The following is a 7,180-nucleotide window of genomic DNA, read 5'->3' on the forward strand; positions in this document are numbered from 1 at the left end:
TGCCATGGATTCCGTTCTCAAAACTGCGTCCTAACCACCTTGACTAATGCTATATCTGGGAGAGAGACCTAGGGTGAGGGCAATGTCTTAAGGGACTGGTGAACAAGCTGTATGTAAAGAAATGTTAAGTTGGGGCCGGGAAAATTTTTTTTCTGGGGGGGGTTGCTTTTCCCGGCGACTTGCGCTATACTATTTAAATAATGCGAATAGTGACAATTTTATTTTTAGTGAACAAATTCCCATTGTTTTACTATCATATCCAAATACTACCATGAGTTCCCGGTGGTTGTCAAGGGTTGGCGCGGGTTCCGAGCCAAAAAATTTTTTTAATGTTAAAAAAGGCATCTTTTTCCAGTAAGAAAAGCCGGGAAATCATGGTTAATTAACCTTTAGGAATAGACACTTTCTAGGGATTGAAAATCTCGTTCAACTTCCGCCCACAGCGTGCGATTGTGAGGGTCAGTACGGAGGGCTTTTTTGAGGTAATTGCGGGCTTTATCGGTTTGGCGTTCTTTGATAAGTTGACGAGCCCAACGTTGATAAGTAATAGCCTGCCACTGTCGGATTTCCTGGTCTTGGGGGATTCTGTGGGCTAGTCCTTCCACTAAAGCGATCGCCCTAGGGAATCGCTGATATCTGAGTAATTGCTGCAATTGTTTATAGCAATTGTCCTTCAATTTTTGCTCAGTTTCCGAGAGTTCCGGGTTAAATTGAATCCGGTTTTCCGGGTGATAGACCTTATTTTTCCCCGTGGGATAATGGGAGGTTGTACCCTTGGGGAAGTGGGTATAAGAGGCCGTAGCCCAAGCCATTTGGGAATCAGGTTTAGCGACATCTAACAGAAACTTATAAGCCTCCGTTAAGGCGATAAATCTTTCCTTTGCTTGGGGATTATTTTGATTAACATCAGGATGATATTGTCGGGCGAGTTTCCGATAGGAAGCCTTGACCGCTTCCAAACTCGCCCCTGATCTTAAACCCAATGTGCGATAGTAATCCGTTGTGTCCATCTAGGTTTAATCTACCCCAGTTTAAGCAAGAACCGAACCCGCACCACAAGAAACGCGGGCGTGATTAGTTTAGCAGAAATCTGGCTATGGCTAAACTGGGCGTTCTTCAATGACCTGATCAATTAAACCATATTCGTGGGCTTCGGCGGCGGACATAAAGTAATCGCGATCGGTGTCTTTCTCAATTTTTTCGAGAGTTTGACCGGATCTTTCTGCTAACATCTCATTGAGGACCTTACGAATTCGGAGAATTTCTTTAGCCTCAATTTCAATATCAGTGGCTTGTCCGCGAGTCCCCCCCAAAGGTTGGTGAATCATAATCCTAGCATGGGGGAGGGCTAGGCGTTTACCTTTAGTTCCCGCAGCCAGGAGAAATGCACCCATAGAAGCAGCCATACCCACGCAGATAGTCACCACATCAGACCTGATATATTGCATGGTATCGTAAATCGCCATCCCGGCAGTTACCGAACCGCCAGGGGAATTGATATAGAGGTAAATGGGTTTGGAGGGGTCTTCGGAGTCCAAATACAGCATATAAGCGACGATCGCATTAGCAATACCGTCGTCAACCTCTTCCGACAAAAAGATAATTCGTTCGCGGAAAAGTCTTTCATAGATACTGATCCACTGTTCATAGGTACTACCAGGAAGGCGATAAGGAACACTAGGAACACCAATAGGCATAATTACTAATCCTTTTGTTGTGTCTGTATAAGATTGGTTGAATTTAACGGGAGATTTTCCCCGGTGGCGATCGCCAGTCTACCGTCGGGGGGTTGGTGAGGAGAGCAGATCAACAATTAATCATCAACAATTAATTATCAATTGTCTCCTCTTTTCTGGTAGTTTACCGATACCCGACGGAGGAAATCAAGTCAACTTTAGAGTTGTTAAAACACGGTCGATGATACCATACTCTTTCGCCTCTTCTGGAGTCATGTAAAAAGTGCGGTTCATGTCCTTAGTCAATTTCTCAATGGTTTGACCAGTATTTTGGTGAAAGATATCCATCATTAAAGCCCGTTTCGAGAGGATCTCGTCAGCGGTTACTTGAATATCGGTAGCTTGTCCTTGGGTTCCGGTTTGGGGGTTATAAAGAGTAATCATGGAATTAGGAAGACTAGCCCGTTTACCTTTGGAACCGCAGGACAATAACAAAGCTGCCATCCCCACTGCTTGACCCAAACAGATAGTCACAATCTCCGATTTGATGTGTTGCATAGTGTCATATACAGCCAAAGCCGCCATGACTGACATCATTCCCATGGACTCATTAGCCATACCTGCTAGGACTGGATCACCAATGGAGTTGATGTACATATAGATGGGTTTATTCTGATCGTCGGAGTCAAGATACAACATAGCCGACACCAGGGAATTAGCGACACCGGTTGTCAGAGGCTGATTCAGAAAAATAATTCGTTCTTGACTCAAACGAGTATAGATGTTAACCCACTGCCAGTATTGACTACCAGGAATCTGATAAGGAACGCGAAGAACTTCATCGACAGCCATAATTTGTAAGCACAAGCAAGTTTACTACACACCAACGGGTAATTGTTTGGGCAATTCCTTAGTGCTTTCGAGAACCCGATCAATCAACCCATATTCTTTAGCCGCCTCTGGTGTTAAATAGAACATCCGATCGGTATCTTTGGCAATTTTTTCCACAGGTTGTCCGGTATTTTGGGACAAAATATCCAAGATCGATGCTTTGTTGGCGAGGACTTCTTTAGCCCTAATTTGGATATCAGTAGCCTGAGAGCGTCCCATCCCCATACGAGGTTGGTTTAAAACAATGGTGGCATGGGGGAGACTGGTACGACAGCCTTTTGTCCCGGCGGAAAGAATCATCGCGGCTGTACCCATAGCCTGACCAATGCAGATAGTATGCACAGGGGGTTTGACATAGCTCATGGTATCGCAAATCGCGAAGGCTTCGGTATCTTGTCCGATCGCATCTCCCGTATACCAAGAGGTTCCGGTAGAGTTGATATAGAAGTAAATAGGCTTTTCTGGATCGGAAAATTGCAGATAAAGCAACTGGGCGATAATTAGTTTGGTGACATCAACCCCTAGTTGTCGCTTATAGTCGTCCGAGGAAACTAGAGGCGACCCTAGATAGATAATCCTTTCCTTGAGTAGCAAGGAGGGTAGGTCTGGGGGTGGTGTCCTAATGGCACTGTCGCTGTAGTAGTATGGTGATTGCACAGTATAAACCGATGAACTCATCAAAGAGGTTAAACTATATACTAACGCAACTCGTGGCTCAGTCCTGTGAATAACCGGATGGGAAATTACCGACCATCTGAATTTTGAGTTGCGTCCTATACTCAAATAGGATTTTCACATCCCGGAGGTCTTCTATGAAAGTCAGTTTGCAGCCTTCCCTCAACGATCCGAACCTAGACCCAAATCAAGAATCGAATCAGCGTCAACTGTCAATTTCGGTTTCAGCGGTTCCTGATCCGTTTGAGGGTCAAGTTCCCATGAATCTATGTTTGATTTTAGACCACAGTGGTTCTATGAATGGTCAACCATTGGAAACGGTGAAACAGGCGGCGAAAGAACTTATCGATCGCTTAAATGTAGGCGATCGGATTTCGGTAGTTGCTTTTGATCACCGAGCTAAGGTATTGGTTCCTAATCAAGACCTCACCGATCCTGATGGTATCAAAAAAAAGATTGATGGTTTGCGCTGTTCCGGGGGAACGGCTATTGATGAAGGTATCAAGCTGGGAATTGAGGAGTTAGGAAAGGGTAAACAGGATCGGATTTCTCAAGGGTTTCTTCTCACTGACGGGGAAAATGAACACGGGGATAATAAACGTTGTCTCAAACTCGCCAAACTGGCCACGGAATATAAGTTAACTATTAATTCTTTGGGATTTGGAGACGACTGGAATCAGGATATTTTAGAGAAAATTGCCGATGCGGGTGGCGGTGCTTTGGGATATATTGAATACCCCGAACAGGCGATCGCTGAGTTTGGCCGTCTGTTTACCCGTATGCAATCGGTGGGACTCACTAACGCTTACCTATTATTCTCCCTATTTCCTTATGTCCGCTTGGCTCAACTCAAGCCAGTCGCACAGGTTTATCCTGATACTATTGAACTTCCTATACTGCCAAAAGGAGAACAACTCGCGGTTCGCTTGGGGGATTTAATGAAAGATACCGAACGGATTATCTTGGCTAACCTTTATGTTGATGTTGGCAATTTGCCGATCAGTAAACAGGCGATCGCTCAAGTTCAAGTCCGCTATGATGACCCGGCTTTGGGTATTGAAAAGCTCTATTCTCAGCCGGTTTTGGTGGAAGCTAATGTCCTCGGAGATTATCGCCCTACTTCCGATCCCAAGGTTCAAAAACATATTTTGGCTTTGGCTAAGTACCGACAAACTCAAATCGCTGAAACTAAACTACAACAAGGTGATCGCGCCGGTGCTGCTACTATGTTACAAACAGCGGCTAAAACCGCTTTACAAATGGGCGACAACAGTGCTGCTACTGTCCTCCAAGGTAGTGCAACTCGCCTCCAGTCCGGCGAAGAACTATCGGACTCCGAACGCAAGAAAACTCGCATAGCATCGAAAACTACTCTCAAGTAGAATGGGTAATTGGGCGGCAAATCAATGTTATGCCGCTTCCCTCTTCTATCTTCTCCCCCAATCTTGTTGATATAAATTGTCAATAAATTTATCAGCCCCGGCGCTAAGGGTTGACAAGCACGGGGAACTAATGGTAGGATATTGACATACAGTTAAATAATGGAAATATTAGTCAAAATAATAAAATTGCGAATATTCCCATTATTTAAAAGTGTAGCAGAAGTCACCCCAAAAAGCAAGCACCCCCCGCCAAAAAAATTTTTCGCAACATTTCTTAATTTTTTGTTACAAAAGTTAATATATGGGGGATGAATTAAAAGAGGGTTTCGAGTTCTGCGAGGGCGCGATCGAGGTTGTCGTTGATTAAGGTGTGGTGAAATTCCCCGGCGGCGGCGATTTCAGTTTTAGCGCGTTGAATACGACGAGCGATCGCCTCTTGGGAGTCAGTGGCGCGATTTCGTAGACGGTTCTCGAGTTCTTGTAGAGAAGGTGGAAGGATAAAAATTCGCAGAGCCTGTGGAAAGGTCTGTGAGATCTGTCTAGCGCCTTCTAGTTCAATTTCGAGTAGAACATTCTCTCCCTGCTGAATTTTATCTTGGACAGCCAAGCGGGGTGTCCCGTAGAAATTTCCGGCAAACTCAGCCCATTCTAGTAGCTCTTGTTGTTGAACCATTTGTTGAAAGCGATCGCGAGTGACGAAAAAATAGTCTTTTCCATGGACTTCTCCGGGACGGGGAGAACGGGTAGTAACGGAGACGGAAAGATGGAGTTGTGGATATTTTTGGAGAAGCGATCGAATAATCGTTCCTTTTCCCACGCCACTAGGTCCGGTAATGACAATGAGCTGGCCAGTTTTGCTGTCAATCATCTTAATATAGTTTTAGGTGAACCCAGATAGGTTTATGAAAGGCGATTAGCACCGTTTTTCTCAACCACAAATCGGTTAGCGACGGTTTCTGGCTGAATAGCTGAGAGAACCACATGATTGGAGTCGGTAATAATCACGGCTCTGGTGCGCCGTCCATAGGTAGCATCAATAAGCTGTCCTCGGTCTCGTGCGTCTGTAATGATACGCTTAATGGGGGCTGATTCGGGGCCGACAATAGCGATGACACGATTACCACAGATAATATTGCCAAAGCCGATATTAATGAGTTGAATATCCATAAAATTTCTACAGGTAGAATAAAGGTAGGTGCGATGGCTTTGATGGCATGAGCCCATAAATTGTATATTCTTACCAACTCGAAAGTATCGCCCACAAAAATTGTAGTCGGATCGGCTCCCATAATCAATATTTAATCTGAAAAACTCTATCTAGGGGCTGATGGGGTCTCTTTTCCCTGGAGACAAAGGAAACCGGGGAGATGATGAAAACTGAGTCCTGTTGCTGCTTAAAAAACTAGATAGGAGGGTTGATGAACTAGATCACTTAATTTTGTGATCTGTGTCAGTGCTGGTGTCAAAAATATGTGAACCCACTAATTAAGATTTTTGTATGAGTATTTGCTTGTGAGTATTTAAAGTTTAGTTTAATCAGGGTCTTGCTTCCCCAGTCGAGGCTGGCTACGATGGCGATTACTAGCCTGCTGAGTATACCATTTATACCATTCTGTAGAGCTACGAATAGCGAGCCAGAGCAAGAATAAAGCAATTAACCCCCCCTGTTCAGGAGCATCAAAAGCAAACATAACCAGAGCAATACACAAACCATCCTGGACAAAAATTGCCCATAGAGGTAAGCCTCGCAGACGGTAAAACCATCCCGCTTGTACCAATTGTAAGACTAAAGCCAAAAGTCCCCCAACAATTCCCAGCAACCACAACAACCAGGAGGGGAAAGAACTGGCTTCAGCGATCGCCAAACCCATAATCGCTCCGACTACGGGACTAAACACCAGTTGAAATACCTGGAGAATGCGCTGTCCTAATAATTGTTTCGAGGCGAAAAGTTCAAAGAGGGACCAGCTCACCAAAACACCAATTACCACCTTGGGAGACAGAGCCGAAAGAAGTGGTACATCAGACCATAAATTATTTCGCAGTAATCCAATTAGTAGGAGTGGAAGCGCAATTCTCATACCTCCTGCTGCTGATGCGGAAAGAACTGCTAAAATTTCAATCATAGAAAGCCATTATGCTCCAGTAACTCGAGAAGGATGGTTTTATCCTAGCACCCCATCAAAATCAGTCCAGTCATGTTCAGGGGGGAAGGGTAGAGAATGGGGTCGCCCCCATCCCCTCCCATTCAAAACCGTACTTGAGACTTTCGCCTCATACGGCTCCTGATGTGGATGCCCAATTGGTCAGTGGTACAGTGTTGACTTCACCGCTTAGTCCTTCTTCTTTCAGAACTATATGCACACGTAGTCTTTAAACTCGTCTTCGCCATAACACCCCCACCGGTCGCCGGACCTACATCCACACCGTGGCGCGTCTACTTAATCTGTTCAATCTGAGCAATAAACTCCTCTCGCTGTTGCTGATCAAGTTCTTGGTGGCCGTAAGTTTTTTTTTCTGGTGAAGCCAATTTTCTTCAAGGCTCTGGATATGGTA

At 44.9% G+C, this 7,180-nt stretch carries 8 protein-coding genes and 1 pseudogene; 1 reads left to right on the forward strand and 8 read right to left on the reverse strand.

Annotated elements, in window-relative coordinates:
- Positions 1-389 precede the first annotated feature (389 nt).
- From P5683_RS21290 to P5683_RS21305, 4 genes are all read right to left on the reverse strand, one after another.
- Complete coding sequence (locus P5683_RS21290) at positions 390-1,010, reverse strand: DnaJ domain-containing protein (RefSeq protein ID WP_006624543.1); 621 nt, start codon at positions 1,008-1,010, stop codon at positions 390-392.
- A gap of 90 nt (positions 1,011-1,100) precedes the next feature.
- A complete protein-coding gene (gene clpP / locus P5683_RS21295) occupies positions 1,101-1,697 on the reverse strand; it encodes an ATP-dependent Clp endopeptidase proteolytic subunit ClpP (RefSeq protein ID WP_006624542.1) in 597 nt (198 codons plus the stop codon).
- A 186-nt stretch (positions 1,698-1,883) separates the two neighbouring features.
- Positions 1,884-2,528 (reverse strand): ATP-dependent Clp protease proteolytic subunit, encoded by a 645-nt coding sequence (locus P5683_RS21300; protein ID WP_006624541.1) that lies wholly within the window; start codon positions 2,526-2,528, stop codon positions 1,884-1,886.
- 24 nt (positions 2,529-2,552) lie between these two features.
- Entirely contained in the window at positions 2,553-3,245 is a 693-nt protein-coding gene (locus P5683_RS21305; RefSeq protein ID WP_006624540.1) for an ATP-dependent Clp protease proteolytic subunit, read from the reverse strand.
- Between the two features lie 134 nt (positions 3,246-3,379).
- On the opposite strand from P5683_RS21305, the gene P5683_RS21310 reads away from it, so the two are divergent.
- The gene (locus P5683_RS21310) at positions 3,380-4,624 is read left to right on the forward strand and encodes a VWA domain-containing protein (protein ID WP_006624539.1); all 1,245 of its coding nucleotides are present in this window, start codon (positions 3,380-3,382) and stop codon (positions 4,622-4,624) included.
- A 313-nt stretch (positions 4,625-4,937) separates the two neighbouring features.
- On the opposite strand, the gene gmk is transcribed toward P5683_RS21310, so the two are convergent.
- The 4 genes and pseudogenes from gmk to P5683_RS21330 form a co-directional block, all read right to left on the reverse strand.
- A complete protein-coding gene (gmk, locus tag P5683_RS21315) occupies positions 4,938-5,492 on the reverse strand; it encodes a guanylate kinase (RefSeq protein ID WP_006624538.1) in 555 nt (184 codons plus the stop codon).
- A gap of 32 nt (positions 5,493-5,524) precedes the next feature.
- On the reverse strand, positions 5,525-5,791 hold the full coding sequence (gene remA, locus P5683_RS21320; RefSeq protein WP_006624537.1) for an extracellular matrix/biofilm regulator RemA: 267 nt from the start codon (positions 5,789-5,791) through the stop codon (positions 5,525-5,527).
- 365 nt (positions 5,792-6,156) lie between these two features.
- Positions 6,157-6,750 (reverse strand): DUF4126 domain-containing protein, encoded by a 594-nt coding sequence (locus P5683_RS21325; RefSeq protein ID WP_006624536.1) that lies wholly within the window; start codon positions 6,748-6,750, stop codon positions 6,157-6,159.
- A gap of 314 nt (positions 6,751-7,064) precedes the next feature.
- Positions 7,065-7,180: pseudogene (locus tag P5683_RS21330) on the reverse strand (IS630 family transposase); the annotation flags it as partial.

It is taken from the genome of Limnospira sp. PMC 1279.21 (assembly GCF_032349615.1).
GTDB lineage: Bacteria > Cyanobacteriota > Cyanobacteriia > Cyanobacteriales > Microcoleaceae > Limnospira > Limnospira fusiformis.